Genomic DNA, 18,467 nt, shown 5'->3' on the forward strand with positions numbered 1-18,467 from the left:
ATGGACCGTCTCACACAATACGCTGAAACGCTCGATACTGCCGCTATCAAGGCGGAGGCGACACCGCAGATCACGCCAGTGGATTCAGCTTTCACGGTCGAAGAGGCATACCAAGTCCAGAAGCTGTCAGTTGATCGGCGGCTGGCCCGCGGGGAAAGGCGCATCGGAGTCAAGATGGGGCTCACCAGCCGCGCGAAAATGCTGCAGGTCGGTGTCGACGAAGTCGCCTGGGGTCGGCTTACTGATGCCATGCTGGTGGAAGAAGGATCATCCCTTTCGCGCGCCAAATACGTCCATCCACGGGTGGAGCCGGAGATCGCATTTCTGATGAAGGCCCCGCTTGCAGGGAAGGTCACAGCTGCTGCTGCGCTGGCGGCGGTTGAGGCGATCGCACCAGCCATGGAGATTATCGACAGCCGGTTTGAGAACTTCAAGTTTGCGCTGGAAGATGTTGTTGCCGACAATACTTCATCTTCGGGTCTGGTGATCGGACCGTGGCACAGTCCACGCCAGGATTTCTCCAATCTCGGCGTGATCCTTGAAATTGACGGCGAAGTTGTCGAAGTCGGATCAACGGCGGCCATTCTTGGCCACCCGCTGCGCTCTTTGGTGGCGGCTGCCAGGCTCGTTGCGGAAGCTGGCGAACAGCTTGAGGCAGGCGATATCGTAATGGCGGGCGGCATTACTGCAGCCCCCAATCTTTCACCCGGACAAACCGTGCGCAACACGGTTCAGAATCTGGGTTCAGTCATGTTCCAAGTGGAGTCCTGAGAATGCCGATTATCGAAGTGAATCTGCTGGAAGGACGTACTCCGGAAGCGAAGGAAAAATTGGTCCAGGAGCTGACCAAGGCAACGATCGAAGCAATTGGCGCTCCCCGCGAGTCAGTTCGCGTCATCCTGCGTGAGATGGCTCCAGCGCATTATTCCGTCGGCGGAGAGACCTTCGCGGCAAAGGCTGCGGCCAAGAGTGAAGTCTCGTAACCTTATGATCGCGCTCGCCCATCATGCAAACGTAATAGATGGCAATGATTTCCCCGGGACTGGGTCTTAGACGGCCCTCCTCCCGAAGACAGAATGATTAGAGCCAAGGTCTCGGCAGAAGACCAGCTAAACGGATACGTGCTTGCTTGTCGGTTAGACCCCTCAAGCGAACTGAGTGTTGAAAGACGATTGAAATAACTTAGAGAGGAATGGTCAGATGGCTACGCAGTTGGATACGACAGAAGACGAGTACGGGATCAAGTCAGAATACGGCCACTATATCGGCGGTGAATGGATCCAGGGTGATAGCGGGAAGACAATTGATCTTATCAATCCCGCCAATGGCAAGGTGCTGACAAAAATCCAGGCAGGCAATGCCAAGGACATTGAACGTGCAGTTTCTGCCGCAAAGGATGCCTTTCCCAAGTGGTCGCAGAGCTCAGCCAATGAGCGCCAGGACATCCTGATAGAGATCGCGCGTCGCCTGAAAGAGCGGCATTCCCACTATGCTACGCTGGAGACGCTGAACAACGGCAAGCCGATGCGGGAATCAATGTATTTTGATATGCCGCAAGCGATCGGACAGTTTGAACTGTTCGCGGGCGCTGCCTTTGGTCTTCACGGAAAGACACACGATTATGCGGACGCCATTGGCATCGTCCACAGGGAGCCTCTGGGCGTTTGCGCTCAGATCATCCCCTGGAATGTGCCCATGCTGATGATGGCGTGCAAGATCGCACCAGCCCTTGCTTCGGGCAACACCGTCGTGCTCAAGCCGGCGGAAACTGTTTGCCTATCCGTGATCGAGTTTTTCATGGAAATGGCTGACCTGTTGCCACCCGGCGTTATCAATGTCGTGACGGGCTATGGTCAGGATGTCGGCGAGGCCCTGGTCACGCACCCCGATGTGGTCAAGGTTGCTTTCACGGGTTCGGTGGCCACCGCGCGCCGGATTATCCAGTATGCTTCGGCAAATATCATCCCGCAGACTATGGAACTGGGCGGTAAGTCCGCACATATCATTTGCGAGGACGCCGATATCGACGCCGCAGTTGAAAGTGCGACGATGTCTACAGTGCTTAACAAGGGTGAAGTGTGTCTGGCCGGCTCTCGACTGTTCCTGCACCAGTCAATCGAGGAAGAATTTCTTGAAAAGTTCAAGACCGCCCTCGAAGGCATTCGCCAGGGTGACCCGCTTGACATGGCAACCCAGCTCGGCGCTCAGGCTTCGAAAATGCAGATGGATAAGGTCGAAAGCTACCTTAGTCTGGCGACCGAAGAAGGTGCCCACGTACTGACCGGCGGCACTCGATCCGATAACGCTGACCTTGCTTCGGGACACTTCATCAAGCCGACCGTCTTCACAAATGTTAAGAACTCAATGCGGATCGCCCGGGAAGAGATTTTTGGTCCGGTCACCAGCGTTATCACCTGGTCCGACGAAGACGAGATGATGAAGCAGGCCAACGATACCAGCTATGGTCTGGCAGGAGGAGTCTGGACTGCCAATCTGAACCGCGCACATCGGATCTCGCGTGGTCTGGAAACTGGTACGGTCTGGGTGAATCGCTATTATAACATGCAGGCCAACATGCCTGTGGGTGGTTACAAGCAAAGCGGTTTTGGCCGTGAATTCAGCCATGAAGTTCTCAACCACTATACGCAGACGAAATCGGTTGTGATCAACCTTCAGGAAGGTCGCGTTGGAATGTTCGACCAGTGAGCATCATCGGACATTCGGCGGAGAAACTGAATGGTTGAAAGACTAACAGATCAGGTGGCGCTTCTGACCGGGGGCGCCACCGGAATTGGCGCGGCAGTTGTTGCCCGGCTGATTGAAGAAGGAGCCAAAGTCGGCGTCTTGGTCAGGGATGCCGAGCAGGCAGAAATCGTTCAAGCACGCCACGGTGATGATGTCATCGTAGTGACCGGCGATGTCCGAAACTTTGCCGACAATGCAGAGGCGGTTAGCGCAACCGTCTCTGCATTCGGCAAGTTGGATATTTTTGTCGGCAATGCCGGAATATGGGATTTCATGACCCCGCTGGCGGAAATGGATCCGGAGCAACTTTCGGAGACGCTGGACGAAATCCTCGCCGTCAATCTGAAAGGGTATTTCCTCGGTGCAAGAGCGGCTATTTCCGAACTGAGAAAGACGAAGGGAAGCATCATTTTTACCGCTTCGACTTCCAGTTACTATACTGGTGGTGGAGGAACGCCCTATGTCGCTTCGAAACACGCCGTAATCGGTTTGATCCGACAACTTGCGCATGAACTCGCACCTGAAGTGAGAGTGAATGGCGTTGCTCCTGGCGGCACTCGTACGCCGCTAAGCGGAACGATGGCGGGGCAAACTGCCGAGCTTAAGATGCAGGACATGCAAGGGCTGGATGAGATGATCGGCAACATGACCCCCCTCGCCCGAATTGCTGAACCCGAGGATCATGCCGGTCTTTACGCAATGCTCGCATCCCGGCGCGATTCGGCATATTTGACCGGAACGGTGATCTTGAGCGATGGGGGAATCGGCATCGGAAAACGCCCGGAGGGCTAGCTAGTCGACCGCCTTTCTTTAGCTGCCCTTCTTTCACTCCTCGAAAGCTCTTGAATGATGGTTTGCTCCTGAGGCAATGCATGAGTTGCAGATGATCGCATGAAAGATGTCAGGCATCGTGCGGGTGGGATGCAGCAGACTGACAATACTGGATCTTTCTCGCGCCGTTTCTGGAACATGGTAACACCGCACAATACAGGCGGTGTTACCGCTCTTTCATCACCTCCTGGATGTGAAAGGTCCCTTGCACCAAAGGCATCCATTATCAGATGGCAGGATAGTTAGCGGAACATTGAACCATCTCATCAGACGGCATTTCATCTTGAACGAAGGTGAGCGGATGGATAACGACCGACTGTTTCTGCACAGGCGTGGACAAGGTGTAGTGAGTGGTGCGGCAGAAATTTCGTCTGCTCGCAGATCAATTTTTGGGGAGATACCGTGAAGTCAGTTGCTGTAGTTGGAGCCAACCTTGCTGGTGGAAGGGCTGTTGAAGCACTTCGTACGGCAGGGTTCGAAGGTGCAATAACGTTGATTGGCGAGGAGCCTTGGCGTCCTTACGAACGCCCGCCTTTGTCAAAAGAGGTCCTATGGGACCCCAAGGGCTCAACTGACGAACTGTTCCTCCACGAAGAGGCCTGGTACGAAAAAAATCGTATAGACCTCCGCCTTGGGGAGCGCGCCGAAGCACTCGATCTTTCAGCTGGCGCTGTGCAATTGCAGGGCGGAAAGCTGGTCGAAGCGGACCGTATCCTACTTGCCACCGGGGGCGCCGCACGCAGGCTCAATATGGAAGGTGCCGACGCGGTAAACTTGCATTACCTGCGCACCCTCGGTGATGCATCTCGAATGGCGGCAGACCTGACCGACGGGGCCCGTGTTGTAATCATCGGTATGGGTGTGATTGGCGCGGAGGTTGCGGCAAGCGCGCTGAAGCTGGGGTGTCAGGTCACTGCTGTCGAACCACTGGCTGCGCCGATGATTCGTGCGCTTGGTCCACAGTTCGGCCATTGGCTGGGCGAAGAACATCGTCGACAGGGTGTGGATACGCGATTTGGCTGCGGTGTCGTCGCCATGAAGGTGGTTGATGAACGCGTTACGGCTGTTGAACTGGATGATGGTTCCCAAGTCGAATGTGACGCAGTGGTAGTCGGCATCGGAATCGATCCGGAAATCAGCCTTGCTCGGGATGCCGGCCTTAAAACCAGCAATGGCATCCGTGTTGATCGGCAATGTCGCACCAGCAATCCTATGGTATTTGCAGCTGGCGATGTGGCCGAACAGGATGGTTTCTTTGGCGGGCATATTCGCCATGAAACCTATCAGAACGCGTCCGACCAGGCGGCTGCTGCGGCCATGGCGATGCTTGGGCAAGAAGTCGATTACCACAAGCCTGTCTGGTATTGGAGTGACCAGTTTGATCTAAACATCCAGTTCTGCGGGCATATACCAATGGACGCACAAGTTACCGTGCGTGGTGACATGGAAAGCAATGTTTTCAGTGCTTTCTTTCAGTCAGGTGGAATCATCGAGGGAATGCTGGCGATAAACAACGCGCGTGACATGGGCATCGGCAAACGGCTGGTGGAACGCCGTCTGGCAGCAGATGCCGCGTCGCTTGCGGACGCGGATTTCTCTCTGCGAGACTTGCTCAAAGCCCCGCGTTGAGCAAGTCCGCCCATCGGTGGCGGTATTGGCTGTTTAGCCAATACCGCCACCGGCGACATACAATGTCTGCCCGGTGATATAGGATGCCTCATCCGCAGCAAGGAAGCAGACTGCGGCTGCCAATTCATGCGGTTCGCCAAAACGTCCCAAGGGTGTGTCCCGCAAGGTCTGCTCCATAACCTCACCAAAGCCTTCCTTGTCAGCTTCGGTCGGTGGGGCTGGATTGCGCGGAGTCACCCTTGTCACGTTCACGCCCCCAGGCGCTACACAGTTTACGCGGATACCACAGTCACTCAATTCCAGTGAAAGAGCGGATGTCAGTGCGGACACGCCGCCCTTGGCTGCCGCATAAGGCACCCGGTTAACACCGCGCGTGGCGACTGAACCGATATTGACGATCGCGCCACGGCCGGCCTTTCGCATATGTGGTAACACCGCGTGACAGCACCATAAGGTCGGCCAAAGCGAGCGATTGATCTCAGCGATGATTTCATCGGGCTCGTATTCCCAATAGGGTTTGGCCCAAATCGTCCCGCCGACATTGTGCACAGCGATGTCAATCTTGCCGTGACGCTCCATGACAGTGCGGTAGAGTGCCTCTGCTTCCTTGCGCTGCTCAAGATCATGGACTGCGGTGGATGCTTCCAGACCTTCTGCCAATAGCCCCTCGGCAGCTGCATTGGCGGCATCCTCCGCGCGATCCGCGATGACTACAGTCGCACCCTCAACAGCCATCTGGCGGGCGCAGGCGAGACCAATTCCCTGTGCCGCACCGGTTACGATCGCCACCTTTCCTGCAAATCTACCCCGTCCCTTTGCCTGAGAATTCCCCACCATATTAACCCATTCCTTTGTCGAAACCGCCAGTGCGATAACTTAATGCATCAGAGGATAGCTTCGGGCTTGCCAAGACTCAAGGAAACGCGTTACACAATAAAAAATAGCCGCATAGATTGGCGGTATTTATGGGAGAGATATGTGTCGCGTGAACTTCTGACTGCAGATGATGTCAAGGGTGCTTGGGCTATTGTTCCAACACCGGCGAAGCAGGGCGCCTCCGACTGGAGAGCTACGAATACTGTCGATGTCGATGAGACTGCCCGTATGGTTGATGGCTTGATCAAGGCCGGGGTCGATGGGATCCTGAGCATGGGTACGCTTGGTGAAGCCGCGACCATGACTTACGATGAAAAGCTCGTTTTCATGCAGACATTGGTAGATACCGCTGCCGGCAGGGTGCCGGTTTTCGTCGGAACGACCTGTATTAATACTCGCGACACCGTGGCCTTAACTCGTAAAGCTGTTGATATCGGTGCCACCGGGACCATGCTTGGTATTCCCATGTGGTGTGCGCCCAGCGTCGATGTGGCAGTCCAATTCTATAAGGACGTCAGCGAGGCGGTTCCTGATATCAACGTCGCTATCTATGCTAATCCAGAAGCGTTCAAATTTGATTTCCCGCGGAATTTCTGGGCTCAGGTCGCGGAAATTCCCCAGGTTGTCACGGCGAAGTATATCGGTGTCGCAACGCTTCTACCCGATCTTGCAGCAATCAAGGGTCGGATCAAATTGTTGCCGATCGACTTTGATTATTATGGCGCGGCGCGCATGGACGATTCAATCAACGCGTTTTGGACAAGCGGTGCGGTATGTCACCCATTGGTCAGTACGACTCTGCGCGATCTGGTCGCCCAAGCACGCGAAAGCGGCGATTGGAGCCAGGCTAAGGCGTTCATGGGCCGCCTAGGCCCCACCGCCGCCACCCTATTTCCGAACGGAAGCTTCAAGGAGTTTTCGACCTATAATATTGCTCTGGAAAAAGCGCGGATGACAGCAGGTGGCTGGATGGATGCTGGCCCTTGCCGCCCGCCCTATCACTTATGTCCGGAGCCTTACCTGGAAGGCGCTCGCAAATCGGGGCGTATGTGGGCGGAACTGGGCAAGGCACTCGAAAACGAGGCCTGATCAACAAAGTACATAATTATAAAAGGAGAGGGCGATGTCGACGGAAACGTTGGAATGGCCGAAGAATTATAACGAGATTCCTAAGGCTGCATTTACCCGCAAGGATATCTACTCTGAGGAAATCAAACGGATTTTCCACGGCAAGGAATGGCATCCGATCGCGCATGAAAGCGAAGTGCCCGAACCCGGGGATTTTAAAACCGTTCGTTTGACGGGTATCCCTCTGTTGATAGCCAGGGACGAAAAGGGCGAGGTCCGCGTTTTCTACAACGCGTGTTCGCACCGCGGAAACCAGCTCGAAACCGCGGTGATGGGAAACAAGACTGAATTTGAATGTCCCTATCACCGCTGGTTGTTTGATACGAATGGCGATCTCGTTGGCTGTCCTAATCCTCGCGAATTCGTTCCGGGGTTTGACAAGGCGGATTATCCCCTAGCCCAGCCTCGCTTTGACAGCTTTTATGGTCTGATCTTTGTTACATTCTCCAATGAAACAGAGCCGCTTGATGAATATCTTGGTGATTCAAGCGAAACTCTCCGCGAACTGATGGGCGGAGATGGGCGACTGAAGTTGCTGGGCTATCAAAAGGTGCGTTACGACACCAATTGGAAGTCGTATTCGGATAATGACGGATATCACGCGCCGCTGCTGCATCAGGCTTTCAAAATGCTTAATTGGCAAGGGGGCAAGGGACGCCAGTTTGCTGTGACTGAAAGGGGCCATGTGTGCTTCGAATCAGCGCTATCAGTGGCGAGCGGACCAAGCGTTCTCAAAGATTCCGAACTGATCGCCTTCAAGGGACAAGATCCGTCTGTGGGATCGCGCATCGTCATGCTCTTTCCTACTTTCGTTTCGACAAAGCATCTGGATGTTATCAATCTCCGCTTTGCTACGCCGATCGACGAGGAAACGACAGAGGTTCACTATGCCTATTTTGCGCATGAGGACGATGATGAAGAGATGGTGCGACACCGCCTTCGTCAAAGTTCGAACCTGTTGGGGCCTTGCGGACTGATCAGCATGGAGGATGCCTCCATCTTCCACCGCATTCATGTCGGGAATCACACTCCAGGCAATGCGATTTTCCAAAAGGGAGTTCGCGATCCATCAAAACTTGAAAGCGAATTTCTGCAGAATGACGAGAGCGGCAACCTTCCTCGCTGGGAGTATTATCGTTCGGTAATGGGCTTTGAGAGGGCGACGGCGTGACCGACATCGAGTTGGAGAGGATTCTCGATAACCTGTTGCTTGCCGATGCAGAAGCACTCGACAGCAAGAAAATGGAAAGCTGGTTATCCAATTATGCGGAAGATGAAACGGCATCGTATTACTGCCGTTCAGCGGAAAACACCGAGCAGGGCTTTGAACTCGGGTTCATGTTTGACGATCGCCGCGCACGACTGGAAGACCGCGTAACCTACGTTAACGAGATTTGGGCTGGCACTTTTCAAGATTATCGGACCAGGCACTTCGTGCAACGGATCCGCTATGAAAAGATTGACGAAGACAATGTTGATGTCTCGTCCAATTTTTCAGTCTTCATGACGCCGGAGGACACCGGCGTGACGAAGGTTCTGGCGGCAGGTGAATACATCGACACTGTTCGTCTGGATGGGAACGGTGGCGCGAAATTGCTGTCTCGACGCGCTGAGCTGGATACATCGGTCCTGCCAAGGTATCTTATTTACCCACTTTGATCAGCCTGAGATAGCTGGTGTCGTTTGCTGCGGGAGCGGGTTAGAACACTCGCTCCCGTACGCATGTCGGCATCATATCTCTACCGCACGGTCATCCATCGGCAAAATGCTGTTGATGTCATCTCGCGCCCGCTCGGCTAGTGCGTTGGAATTCGCCCGCATGCAGAGTGAGGTCCGGTCAGTCCGTTGCTAACTCTTAGGATGCTGATGGGGCACAACCAGTGACGTGACCCCCAGCTTTCCCCCAGCTGGGATTAGAGCCGGGCGGTTGTTTTGCGCATCAGCGCGGTTGAAGCAATGGGCTGCGTAGCGGAGCCCGTAGGGCGTAGCGAAGCAGGCCATTGCTTATCCAGTTCAGCGGCGAACGCCGCCGGTGTTGCGTAACCGAGAGACGAGTGTGGTCGCTCCCGATTGTAGTCTTCGACCCAGGCCGCGATCTCGACACGGGCATGGGCCATACTCAAGAACAGCGTCTCGTTGAGCAGTTCGTCCCGCATCCGGCCATTGAAGCTCTCGACATAGCCATTCTGCATCGGCCTTCCGGGCGCGATGTAATGCCACTCCACGCCGACCTCGCCGCACCATGCCAGCACAGCGTTGCTGGTGAGCTCGGTGCCATTGTCGCTGACGATCATGCCTGGCTTGCCGCGCTGTTCGATCAGTGCGGTCAGCTCGCGAACGACACGGCGACCAGAGATCGAGGTGTCCGGCACCGCTGCCAGGCACTCCCGGGTCACGTCATCGACCACGTTGAGCACCCGGAACCGTCTTCCCGAAGCCATCTGGTCGTGAACAAAGTCCAGGCTCCAGCGCTGGTTCGGCAGCGCCAGAACCGGAGCAGGTGCCCTTGTGCCAACAGCACGCCTGCGGCTACGTCGTCGCCTGACCGCCAAGCCTTCCTCACGGTAGAGCCTCTGGGTCTTCTTGCGGTTGATCATGATCCCCTCCCGGCGCAGCAGGATATGCAGACGGCGATAGCCGAACCGGCGACGCTGGTTGGCCAGCTCGCGCAGCTTCTCACGCAGATCGACGTCATCGTCCCGGGTGGAACGGTAACGCACGCTCTTGCGATCAGCATCGATGACACGGCACGCCCGCCGCTCGCTCATCCCATGGCACGCCTGGAGATGAGCAACAGCTTCCCGCTGCGCGGCGGGCGTCAAAACTTTTTTGCCAGAAGATCCTTCAACGCCGCCTTGTCCAGCATCGCATCGGCCAGCAAACGCTTCAGCTTCGCGTTCTCGCTCTCCAGCTCCTTCAGCCGCCGGGCATCGGACACTTCCATCCCGCCATACTTCGACTTCCAGTTGTAGATCGTCGCTTCAGATACACCGTGCCGACGGGCAAGGTCAGCGGTCTTGGCTCCCGCCTCCGCTTCCTTCAGCACGCCAATGATCTGCTCTTCTGAAAACCTCGTTCTCTTCATCTCGTCCGTCCTTCTGTCAGGGCCGGACTCTAATCCAACTTGGAGGAAAATCAGGGGGTCACGTCACCAGCGTTGAAGCCTGGCAGAAGGAAGCTTGATGAGACCGCCGCTACCGACGCTCAAGGCACGGCTCGCCGACTAGGACTATTGACCGCGATAGTTTCAAGGAAGCCCCGGTGATAGGCGGCGTTCTGCCGCAGCATCCCACCCTCGCTTGAACTCAGGATGACGGCTCCACCTTAGGTGATTCAATGTTTTCTGCGTCAGCAAATATCGGCAACCTTCGCAAACGGCCTCTGGTCCTCAATTTATCCTCGATAAATGTGGTATTTTTGATGATACTCGACGTGAATACGTTGGAGAATGGAGAATATCATTGAAAATCAATTCTGCTGATATCGATCGCACAGATCTCAAGGTGATGCGCGCGCTCAGCGCTAATGGCCGGGCATCCGATGTGCAGCTAGGCGAAACCGTCAATTTGTCAGGCACTGCTGCGGCGAGGCGGCGTAGGCAATTGGAAGAGCAGGGCTTCATATCGAGCTACAGCGCATTTGTGGATCAGAAAAAACTGGGATTCACGATCACAGTCTTGGTGCTGATCGAATTGAGTTCTCAATCAGAGAACAAGCTGATGGAGTTTGAAGAGGCCGTGCTGCGGTGCCCCTTCATGTCCTATTGCAGCTTCATGTCTGGCGAAAACGATTTCATGATGCTGATCAACGTTCGTTCTCTAGATGATTATAACTCGGTATATCGCCGTGAGCTGTCCAAGCTGCCTTACGTCACCAAGATTCGAAGCAATTTTCTCTTGCGCGAAGTCGCTCATCACCCCGTGGCGCCAGCAGTGCTGGAAGATAACGTATTGCTCTAGCGAATCGTAACTCGCCCTAACGATCGGCGCCGGATTCTGCCAAGTATCGCTACCATCTTGAACGATTCCTGCGTGGGCAATGCAAATATCCACCAAGTTTTGCGCATACACTCGCAGCTTCTCGGCTATAGTTTCGTCAGCACCGCCATTTGCGTAATAAAATTACAAATTAGGATTACGAGCTTTTCGGGACATGCAGGCGAGGCGTCATCAAAGGACGGGGAGAGGATCAATACACCTAATATGAGGGATTGGTCCATGAAGTACAAAGTACAGCGAAATCGGGCGTGTCGGCTTAGGCTGCTGGCAGGGACATGCGGCATCATGTTCGCCATGCAGCTTGCCCCAACCACGGCGTGGGCCGACGAGACTGATCTGGAAGATAGAACAGAAGTCGCTGACCAGACCCCGGTTCAGAATTCTGAAGATGACGTAGCAATCGTCGTTACCGGCTCTCGCATCGTGCGCGATGGCGGGAATGCCCCCACGCCTGTCAGCGTGATAAGCAGCGAGGAGATAAATCTCGAAGCACCGGCCAATGTGGCCGATTTCGTGAATACCCTGCCGTCAGTCAGCGGCAGTCAAACTCCGGTTTCCAATTCTGGCAGCCTGTCCAACGGACAATCGGGCATCAGTGCCCTCAATCTCCGCTCACTTGGTCAAAACCGCACTCTTGTCCTGCTGGACGGCCAACGATCAGTCGGCTCAACCTCTACCGGCCTGGTCGACATAAATACCTTTCCGCAAGCGCTGATCGAACGGGTGGAGGTGGTTACGGGCGGCGCGTCGTCCGTTTACGGATCTGACGCAGTGGCGGGTGTCGTCAACTTCATTCTCAAGAAGGACTTCGAGGGGATCGAGGCGAATTACGAGTATGGCGTCACCACCTATAGCGACGTACCTAATCACAAGATCCAGCTGACTGGTGGCTCCGACTTTGCCGATGGACGCGGCCATATTGTGGTGAGTGGTGAATATTTTACCCAGGACGGTAAGGATTCCATTGATCGGGACTGGAACGAGAGTGGTTTTTTCCAGATCAACAATCCCGCCTATGATGGAGTGAACGGCGAACCGTCGCGTCTGGTGACATCCGGTGTAGGTGAAAGCTACCTTTCGCCCGGTGGCCTAATTGGCAGCGGCCCGTTTCGCGGCACCTATTTCGGCACCATGGATCCCGACACGGGGCTTGCCTCGCTAGGCCAGCTAAATTTCGGATCGGTCAGCGGCCCGTGGATGGAAGGCGGGGACTATTTATATACCCGTCAGGGTCATGTCGGCTCCAACTCGCTTGCCAATGATGAGGAACGTATCAGTATCTTTGGCCGGGCGAGCTTCGAAATCTCTCCGGCATTCGAAGTCTTTGTGCAGGCATCATATAATCGATTTGAGGGGCTGAGCTACTATCAGCAGACGCCCACCTCCGCGACCAGCTTCGCCCTCGACAACGCTTTTCTACCCCCGTCTTTTGTCAGCATGGTGAATGATTTCAACGCGACAAACGATCCTGCTGTATCCGGAATAGACGACCTTACCTCGGTCACCGTGGGAACATCCAATGCCGGTATCCCCGCAGCAGGTGGGAACAATGTTCGCAGCGTTCAGCGCTATGTGATCGGTGTCAACGGCTACTTCGGAATTGGAAGCGTCGATCTGGATTGGGATGCCTATTTCCAACACGGCGCCACGGATACCGATGAACAACTCGTCAATACCTGGATGAATTCGCGCATCGCAGCCATGCAGGATGCCGTCTTTACCGGGTCGGGCGCGATCGAATGCCGCGTCAATACCGATGCCGATCCTGCGAACGACCTGGCTGGATGCGTTCCGTTGAACCGGATCGGCGTCGGCGGAGTGACGCAGGAAGCGCTCGATTTCCTGTTCGAAGTTTATCCTTCGCGAGAACAATATATTCGTCAGGATGTATGGGCAGCCAACCTGGCAACATCAAACCTGTTCGAAACATGGGAAGGCCCGGTTTCGGTAGCCATTGGCGCTGAATATCGCGAGGATTCGGTGGATGGTTACGTTGACCCCATCAATTTCGAGAGGTTCCTCTACGGCAATTATCGGGTGACCGCCGGATCGGTGAATGTGAAGGAGGCTTATGCCGAAACACTTGTGCCATTGGGGCTGGGCCTGGAATTCAACGGTGCAGTGCGCTTCACTGACTACTCTCTTTCGGGATCTGTGACCACTTGGAAGCTGGGGCTGATTTGGGAACCCACCGCCGACCTGCGCTTTCGCGGGACAATTTCCCGCGATATCCGCGCGCCCAATCTCAACGAATTGTTCGATGCAGGGACTGCCAGGACCAATTCGGTGATTGTTCCGGGTGCGGGCGGCGGGCGCTCCGACCAGTTCGTTCAAAATCTGACCGGAAGCACCGATCTTTCACCGGAAGAGGCCGAAACCTATGGCATTGGTGTGGTCTACTCACCGGCTTTTATACCGGGCCTAACGATGGCGGTGGATTATTTCGACATCTCCATAGAGGATGCCATTGGCTTTGTTTCGGCCCAGACCACGGTCAATCTGTGCTATGAACAGTCACAACAGTTTTTCTGCGACAATATTCGCTACGCCAATGGCTCCACCACGGACATTGAATTCGTCGATCTGGCGCCTTTCAACTTCGCTAGCCAAACGGCCCGGGGCGTAGATTTTGAAATCGGCTATACCGCTCCTGTGGGGCCGGGCACGCTCAATCTGCGGGGGCTGGCGACCTATTACATTGAAAACGTCAGCGACAACGGCATTGATGCCCCCAACGATGTGGCCGGCGTAAACGCTTTTGGGGGCATTCCATCCTTCACCTATCGCGTTTCGGCAATTTACGGTTTCGACAGTGGCTTTACCGCCAGCTTTGTCGGGCGTGGATTCAGCGACGGCAAGTATGACAATGATTATATTGAATGCGCCGCGACCTGTCCTGCAAGCGATCCACTGGGGGTTGCCCGCACCATTAACACCAACAGCATAGACGGCACCTTCTACCTCGATGCCAATTTCAACTATGATTTCACACTCGGACCGGTCGATGCAACTGCAATGCTCGGGGTGAAGAATGTTCTCGATCGCGATCCCGTGCTCGTCGGGAATGGTCCAAACGGCAACAATACCCCAGCATATCCTCAGACCAACCGCGCACTTTACGATACGCTTGGCCGTACCTTTCGGCTTGGCCTGAGAATAAGATATTGAATCGTAAATATAACTCCAGACCAAAAACTCGAGGTATGAAGATATGAAAACGACAAAGACAATCAAGACGGCTGTCCTATCAAGTGTCGCAGCTCTTTCGCTGCTCGCTTCAAATCCCGCGGCGGCGGAGGCCCCCGAAGCGCTCAAGACCGAAGCAATGGCCACTGTCGATACTCACGCAGAGCTCGTGCAGGAAATGGTGGATTCCATGTTCAGCTTTGCCGAGCCCGGATTTCAGGAATTCAAGACCCAGGAATATGTAACCGGAATTCTTGAAGAGGCTGGCTTTACGATTGAACTTGGATCGGCCGGGATACCCAGTGCCTGGACTGCCACATGGACCCACGGAACAGGCGGGCCCAAGGTTGCCCTTGGCAGCGATGTCGATGCGCTGCTTGGTCTCAGCCAGCAGCCGGGCACCGGAGAGATCGCTCCACTGGTCGAAGGTGCCCCTGGTCATGGAGAGGGCCATAATTCGGGAATGGCCGTAATGGTTGCTGCTGCCCTGGCAGTGAAGGACATCATGCAGGAACATGACATCGATGGCACGCTGATGATCTGGCCGGGCATTGCGGAGGAATTGCTGGCTACCAAGGCATATTATGTGCGGGCCGGAATGTTCGATGGTTTCGATGCCTGCCTTTTCACGCATGTCAGCACCGATTTCTCAACTACATACGGCGAAGGACGCGGGAATGGCATGGTCTCGGTCGAATATAACTTCAGCGGCAAGACTGCACATGGTGCGGGCGCTCCCTGGCTCGGCCGCAGCGCGCTGGATGGTGTGGAACTGATGAATGTGGCGTGGAATATGCGCCGTGAACATCTGCCTATCTCACAGCGTTCTCACTACGTCATAACCGACGGTGGTGGCCAGCCGAATATTGTACCGGGAACCGCGTCAGTCTGGTATTATTTTCGCGATCACACGTTTGACGGGGTGAGCGAACTTTTCGATATCGGCAACACGATCGCACAGGCAGCGGCGGACGCAACAGGGACCACGGTAGAGCGCCGTACGTTGGGCTATGCCGCCCCGCAATGGGGCAACAGGCCGCTGGCTGAGGCGGCTTTTGCAAATATAGAACAAATCGGAATGCCATCCTGGTCATCTGCCGACCAGGCCTTCGCGCGGCTTGTGCAGGAAACCAATGACCGTGAGATAGAGCCGCTTGGCGCCGAGATCCTGCCCATGGAAGTGGATGAGGACTTCACTCCTACTGGTGGCGGTTCCGATGATATCGGAGACATCATGTGGGCGCTTCCCACGATCACTATCCGATTTCCATCGAACGTTCCCAATGTGATCGGCCACCATGTGACTGCGGCCATGCCAATGGCCACCCCAATTGCGCACAAGGGCGCTGTAGCCGGGGCAAAGGCCGTGGCACTGACCACGCTCGACATATTGATGGATCCAGAATTGCTGGCAGATGCGAACCGTTATCGCGAAGAAGTGCAATTCGCCGATGGTCGCGAATATGCCCCTGTGCTGACTGAAGCGGATATGCCTGCAATCGATCTAAACGGGGAAATCATGCAACGGATGCGTCCGCAAATGGAGCCATATTACTATGATCCATCACGCTATTCGAGCTATCTTGAACAGCTTGGTGTCGCCTATCCACCCACAAGCAACTAAGCTTGCACGCCTGTGCGGCCCGGCTTCTGAAACGGAGCCGGGCCCCTTCCACAAAACGAACGTGTGACGGAAGACAGAAGGAGAGTGAGGAGCAATGGAATTCGTGCTTGAGCGCGATGCCAGCTTCGACCCTTACTCCCAGCCACCCCCAAGGGCGAGAAAGATACGCACCCGGTCCGCTGCAAGCCTTGCGTTCGAGGATGCCAATTCAGCCTCGGCGTTCGCAAGTGAGCGTTCCACGTCGAGCACTTCCAGACTGGAAACTGCGCCGCCGCGCGCAAGTTTGGCCTGCATATCTGCGGCCTCTCGATTCCTGTCCCGGGCAGCCCGCCGCCGCCTGTTTTTAACGAGATCATTCGCATATTGCGTAAGCGCGCTCTCGGTCTCTCGAAGCGCCGCCAGTACCGTGCCGTCGAATTCGGCCAGCGCCGCCCTGGCCGACGCATCCGCTTGTTCTATCCTGGCCCGCGCGACGCTGCGGTTGGGGAGGCTCCAGGAAATTAGCGGACCAATGCTGAATTGCAGCGCTGAATTGCTTACCAGTCCTTCAACTGTGCGGGATGACACGCCCGCAGAAGCACCCAGACCGACTGTCGGATAAAGGGCAGCGGTTTCAACGCCGATCCGGGCGGTCGCGGCAGCAAGGCGGCGCTCCGCCTGCCGTATATCAGGCCTTCGCCTGATGAGGGCAGCACCGTCACCTGCGGGGATCGGCTGGACGAGTGATGGTATCGACGCGCAATCGACCAAGCTGGCCGGATAGTCCTGCGGAGTTCGGCCGAGTAACACGGCGAGCCGGTAGAGCGCGATGCGCTGGTCTGCGGCATAACCGGGTGTCACGGATTCTAGTTGCGCGAGCAGTGCGCTCGATCGGGTCGCATCGATGGGCGCAAACACCCCGCCTCTCACCCCTCTTTCAGTGAGGCTCAACGATTGTCGCTGCAGCGACACGGATTGCTCGGCAACCGCAAGTGAAGCACCGGCCGCACAAGCGTCGGTATAGGCGCCGACAACGGCTGCCGCGACAGTGGTGCGAACAAGATCGAGCGCGGCTGCCTGCGCCTGTTCGTCGGCCGTCGCAGCCTCGATAGAACGGCGTATACGGCCAACCACGTCCACCTCATAGGAAATGCTGCCGCCAAGGCTGAATAGGTCGTGGATGCCGGAAGGGTTCCCGATACCCAAATTGGACGTTTCCCCAACGCTCGCCGAGCCATCGAGTGTGGTCTGAATGCCAGAGGCAGCCTGCACTTCCCGCGTAAATGCCTCGGCACGTTCGAGATTGGCCGCAGCGGCACGCAGATCGGTGTTCGCGGCGAGCGCGTCCTCCATCAGCGCATCTAGCCGCGGATCATCATAGAGTTGCCACCATCTGGGAGGCAGCGGCGCGCGCGAGATGGCGGGCGATGCGCTGGCCTCAAAGGCACCCGCCGCGCCAGTCGCCGCCCCTGCAGGCAGGGTGGGTAGCACATAATCTGGGCCAACCGTGGTGCATGCCGACAGGACCGCCAGAATTGCCGGAACAGAGCCTCTCAACCATCGCGCCTTACTCATCCGGGTAAATCTCCTTGTCCGCCCCGTCCAGCGTGACCGTCACGGTGCGTCCCGCTACAAGCATCACGCCTTCGGGTACGCGGTCGATGGCGATCCTGACCGGCACACGCTGAGCCAGTCGCACCCAGCTGAAGGTCGGTTTAACGTCGGCAAGTAGGGTGCCAGCATCGGTAGACCGCTCGCTATCATTGATGGCCGAGGCCACGCCGACGACATGGCCTTCCAACAGTCGGTCATCACCCATCAAGCGTATCCTTGCGTGCAAGCCCTGATGGATCTGGGCCAGCTTGGTCTCCTCGAAATAACCCGACACATAATAACTATCCCGGTCGACAAGTGACATCACCGGCTGCCCTGCATTTGCATAGACCCCTGGCCGAAGCTGGAAATTGGTCACGATGCCATTGACGGGAGATCGCACTTCGGCGCGCTCCAGATTGATCCGCGCCAAATCGCGGTCCGCGATCGCTTGCGTAAATCGGGCCCGCGCTTCCTCTGCCTCTGCCTGCCGCGTATCCCGATCCTGAGCTGATACTACGCCGTCAAGCGCGGCATAGCGCCGTGCCTCTCGCTCGGCCGAACGCAGTGTGGCCCGCGCCGTTGCGATCGCGGCCTCCGCCTGCGCCAACGCGTTGCGTAAACGCACCTTGTCAATGGTGAAGAGCAATTGCCCTTTTTCCACCATCTCGCCATCCTCCACGACGACTGAATCCACACGTCCCGCCTCATCAGTAGCGATGGGAACGATATCCGCGCGCAGCTTGCCGTCTCGGGTTTGCGGGGCATAGGTGTAATAATTGTACAGATGCCACAGCAGCAGGGCGGCGAGCACAGCAAGCGTGAGCGTAAGCATCATCTTGAAGCTGCGAATGAGGGTTTCTCGGGTCAAGAACATG

Annotated in this window: 15 protein-coding genes; 11 read left to right on the forward strand and 4 right to left on the reverse strand. The window is 56.1% G+C overall.

The genetic code is table 11. The features are described 5' to 3' along the window. The 5 genes from CP97_RS14205 (at window position 1) to CP97_RS14225 (ending at window position 5,205) form a co-directional block, all read left to right on the forward strand. A complete protein-coding gene (locus CP97_RS14205) occupies window positions 1-771 on the forward strand; it encodes a 2-keto-4-pentenoate hydratase (protein WP_048886492.1) in 771 nt (256 codons plus the stop codon). A gap of 2 nt (window positions 772-773) precedes the next feature. Beyond that, window positions 774-983, forward strand: coding sequence for a 2-hydroxymuconate tautomerase (locus tag CP97_RS14210; protein WP_048886493.1), 210 nt, complete (start codon window positions 774-776; stop codon window positions 981-983). 217 nt (window positions 984-1,200) lie between these two features. Then, on the forward strand, window positions 1,201-2,706 hold the full coding sequence (locus CP97_RS14215; RefSeq protein WP_048886494.1) for an aldehyde dehydrogenase family protein: 1,506 nt from the start codon (window positions 1,201-1,203) through the stop codon (window positions 2,704-2,706). Between the two features lie 30 nt (window positions 2,707-2,736). Beyond that, window positions 2,737-3,537, forward strand: a complete 801-nt coding sequence (gene hcaB / locus CP97_RS14220; protein WP_048886495.1) for a 3-(cis-5,6-dihydroxycyclohexa-1,3-dien-1-yl)propanoate dehydrogenase — start codon at window positions 2,737-2,739, stop codon at window positions 3,535-3,537. A 441-nt stretch (window positions 3,538-3,978) separates the two neighbouring features. Next, complete coding sequence (locus CP97_RS14225; protein WP_048886496.1) at window positions 3,979-5,205, forward strand: NAD(P)/FAD-dependent oxidoreductase; 1,227 nt, start codon at window positions 3,979-3,981, stop codon at window positions 5,203-5,205. 33 nt (window positions 5,206-5,238) lie between these two features. On the opposite strand, the gene CP97_RS14230 is transcribed toward CP97_RS14225, so the two are convergent. Continuing rightward, entirely contained in the window at window positions 5,239-6,042 is an 804-nt protein-coding gene (locus tag CP97_RS14230; RefSeq protein WP_048886497.1) for a 1,6-dihydroxycyclohexa-2,4-diene-1-carboxylate dehydrogenase, read from the reverse strand. 141 nt (window positions 6,043-6,183) lie between these two features. Here CP97_RS14230 and CP97_RS14235 point away from each other — a divergent pair, with 141 nt between their 5' ends. The 3 genes from CP97_RS14235 to CP97_RS14245 are packed head-to-tail and all read left to right on the forward strand — an operon-like array spanning window position 6,184 to window position 8,868. Then, complete coding sequence (locus CP97_RS14235) at window positions 6,184-7,170, forward strand: dihydrodipicolinate synthase family protein (protein WP_048886498.1); 987 nt, start codon at window positions 6,184-6,186, stop codon at window positions 7,168-7,170. A gap of 34 nt (window positions 7,171-7,204) precedes the next feature. After that, complete coding sequence (locus tag CP97_RS14240) at window positions 7,205-8,380, forward strand: aromatic ring-hydroxylating oxygenase subunit alpha (RefSeq protein WP_048886499.1); 1,176 nt, start codon at window positions 7,205-7,207, stop codon at window positions 8,378-8,380. Next, window positions 8,377-8,868: an aromatic-ring-hydroxylating dioxygenase subunit beta gene (locus CP97_RS14245; protein WP_048886500.1), complete on the forward strand. Its 492-nt coding sequence runs from the start codon at window positions 8,377-8,379 to the stop codon at window positions 8,866-8,868. The genes CP97_RS14240 and CP97_RS14245 overlap by 4 nt, the downstream gene beginning before the upstream one ends. 254 nt (window positions 8,869-9,122) lie before the next feature. On the opposite strand, the gene CP97_RS14250 is transcribed toward CP97_RS14245, so the two are convergent. Then, window positions 9,123-10,294, reverse strand: a protein-coding gene (locus CP97_RS14250; RefSeq protein WP_149036385.1) for an IS3 family transposase whose coding sequence is annotated in 2 segments (ribosomal slippage) — window positions 9,123-10,042 and window positions 10,042-10,294 — 1,173 coding nt in all. Because the reading frame shifts where the segments join, the coding sequence is not laid out codon by codon here. Between the two features lie 376 nt (window positions 10,295-10,670). On the opposite strand from CP97_RS14250, the gene CP97_RS14260 reads away from it, so the two are divergent. The 3 genes from CP97_RS14260 to CP97_RS14275 all read left to right on the forward strand — a co-directional run bounded on the left by CP97_RS14260 (window position 10,671) and on the right by CP97_RS14275 (window position 16,017). Beyond that, a complete protein-coding gene (locus CP97_RS14260) occupies window positions 10,671-11,168 on the forward strand; it encodes an Lrp/AsnC family transcriptional regulator (RefSeq protein WP_048886501.1) in 498 nt (165 codons plus the stop codon). Between the two features lie 258 nt (window positions 11,169-11,426). Beyond that, the gene (locus CP97_RS14270) at window positions 11,427-14,375 is read left to right on the forward strand and encodes a TonB-dependent receptor domain-containing protein (RefSeq protein WP_048886502.1); all 2,949 of its coding nucleotides are present in this window, start codon (window positions 11,427-11,429) and stop codon (window positions 14,373-14,375) included. 43 nt (window positions 14,376-14,418) lie between these two features. Next, window positions 14,419-16,017 carry an amidohydrolase gene (locus CP97_RS14275; RefSeq protein WP_048886503.1) on the forward strand — a complete coding sequence of 533 codons (1,599 nt, stop codon included), beginning with the start codon at window positions 14,419-14,421 and terminating at the stop codon, window positions 16,015-16,017. Between the two features lie 132 nt (window positions 16,018-16,149). Here CP97_RS14275 and CP97_RS14280 read toward each other — a convergent pair whose 3' ends face one another. Together CP97_RS14280 and CP97_RS14285 are read right to left on the reverse strand one after the other, a co-directional pair. After that, window positions 16,150-17,571 (reverse strand): efflux transporter outer membrane subunit, encoded by a 1,422-nt coding sequence (locus CP97_RS14280; RefSeq protein ID WP_048886504.1) that lies wholly within the window; start codon window positions 17,569-17,571, stop codon window positions 16,150-16,152. Further along, a complete protein-coding gene (locus CP97_RS14285; RefSeq protein WP_048886505.1) occupies window positions 17,564-18,466 on the reverse strand; it encodes an efflux RND transporter periplasmic adaptor subunit in 903 nt (300 codons plus the stop codon). Before CP97_RS14285 ends, CP97_RS14280 begins: the two co-directional genes overlap by 8 nt. Window position 18,467 lies beyond the last annotated feature (1 nt).

The sequence above is a fragment of the Aurantiacibacter atlanticus genome, from assembly GCF_001077815.2.
GTDB classification, from domain to species: Bacteria; Pseudomonadota; Alphaproteobacteria; order Sphingomonadales; family Sphingomonadaceae; genus Alteraurantiacibacter; species Alteraurantiacibacter atlanticus.

Coding starts and splice junctions, on each gene's coding strand:
- CP97_RS14205 (WP_048886492.1), top strand. CDS start 1: ATGGACCGTCTCACACAATACGCTGAAACGCTCGATACTGCCGCTATC.
- CP97_RS14210 (WP_048886493.1), top strand. CDS start 774: ATGCCGATTATCGAAGTGAATCTGCTGGAAGGACGTACTCCGGAAGCG.
- CP97_RS14215 (WP_048886494.1), top strand. CDS start 1,201: ATGGCTACGCAGTTGGATACGACAGAAGACGAGTACGGGATCAAGTCA.
- hcaB (WP_048886495.1), top strand. CDS start 2,737: ATGGTTGAAAGACTAACAGATCAGGTGGCGCTTCTGACCGGGGGCGCC.
- CP97_RS14230 (WP_048886497.1), bottom strand. CDS start 6,042: ATGGTGGGGAATTCTCAGGCAAAGGGACGGGGTAGATTTGCAGGAAAG.
- CP97_RS14240 (WP_048886499.1), top strand. CDS start 7,205: ATGTCGACGGAAACGTTGGAATGGCCGAAGAATTATAACGAGATTCCT.
- CP97_RS14270 (WP_048886502.1), top strand. CDS start 11,427: ATGAAGTACAAAGTACAGCGAAATCGGGCGTGTCGGCTTAGGCTGCTG.
- CP97_RS14275 (WP_048886503.1), top strand. CDS start 14,419: ATGAAAACGACAAAGACAATCAAGACGGCTGTCCTATCAAGTGTCGCA.
- CP97_RS14280 (WP_048886504.1), bottom strand. CDS start 17,571: ATGAGTAAGGCGCGATGGTTGAGAGGCTCTGTTCCGGCAATTCTGGCG.
- CP97_RS14285 (WP_048886505.1), bottom strand. CDS start 18,466: ATGTTCTTGACCCGAGAAACCCTCATTCGCAGCTTCAAGATGATGCTT.